Genomic DNA, 712 nt, shown 5'->3' with positions numbered 1-712 from the left:
AGTTCTCATATATTAAGAATCTTACGCACCTTACAAAAGCCAACGACACCAAGGAGTCAGCGCCATGTCGAAAAGGACCCCACCAGAGATTCTCTCTTGTCAGACGGTCGCACGATCAAAACTGTTTGCTGTGGAAGCCCTCGACCTTCGCTTCTCCAATGGCGAGCATCGCACTTATGAGCGCATGAAGCCAAGTGGTCGCGATGCCGTAATGGTTGTACCGGTAACCGAGCAGGGCGATTTACTGTTGGTACGTGAATACGCTGCTGGTACAGAGCGTTACGAACTGGGTTTTCCTAAAGGTCTTATCGATCCCGGTGAAACGCCACATCAGGCCGCTGACCGCGAACTAAAAGAAGAAATTGGTTTTGGTTGTAAGGAACTCACCCCGTTAAAACAAGTGATCCTTGCTCCTTCTTATTTTTCGAGCAAGATGACGCTGTTTCTAGGTCAATCGCTATACCCTGAAAAACAAGAAGGCGACGAACCAGAGCCGTTAGAAATTGTGCGCTGGCCACTCGCACAAGCCGAAGAGCTATTAACGCATTTGGACTTCTGTGAAGCACGAAGCATCACGGCGTTAATGTTGGCACTGAAACACTTACCAAACACCACTCACAACAACAATCAATAACGGTGTAAACCGACAAATATTGTGAGTAAGGACTATCACCTATGCCAATGACAAAAGATCTATCTCACCTGCTTCCTC

At 47.5% G+C, this 712-nt stretch carries 1 protein-coding gene; it reads left to right on the top strand.

What is annotated here, in order from left to right; all coding sequences use genetic code 11:
• Positions 1 to 64 precede the first annotated feature (64 nt).
• Positions 65 to 634, top strand: coding sequence for an ADP compounds hydrolase NudE (gene nudE, locus R8O10_RS25080; RefSeq protein ID WP_005459019.1), 570 nt, complete (start codon positions 65 to 67; stop codon positions 632 to 634).
• Positions 635 to 712 lie beyond the last annotated feature (78 nt).

The sequence above is a fragment of the Vibrio sp. 1727 genome (assembly GCF_033344415.1).
Lineage (GTDB): Bacteria > Pseudomonadota > Gammaproteobacteria > Enterobacterales > Vibrionaceae > Vibrio > Vibrio alginolyticus.
The sequence above is the reverse complement of the archived record's forward strand: the minus strand, read 5'-3'. Positions and strand labels throughout refer to the sequence as shown.

Bases quoted from the DNA above. Each gene is read 5' to 3' on its own strand.
- nudE (WP_005459019.1), top strand. From the start codon at position 65: ATGTCGAAAAGGACCCCACCAGAGATTCTCTCTTGTCAGACGGTCGCA.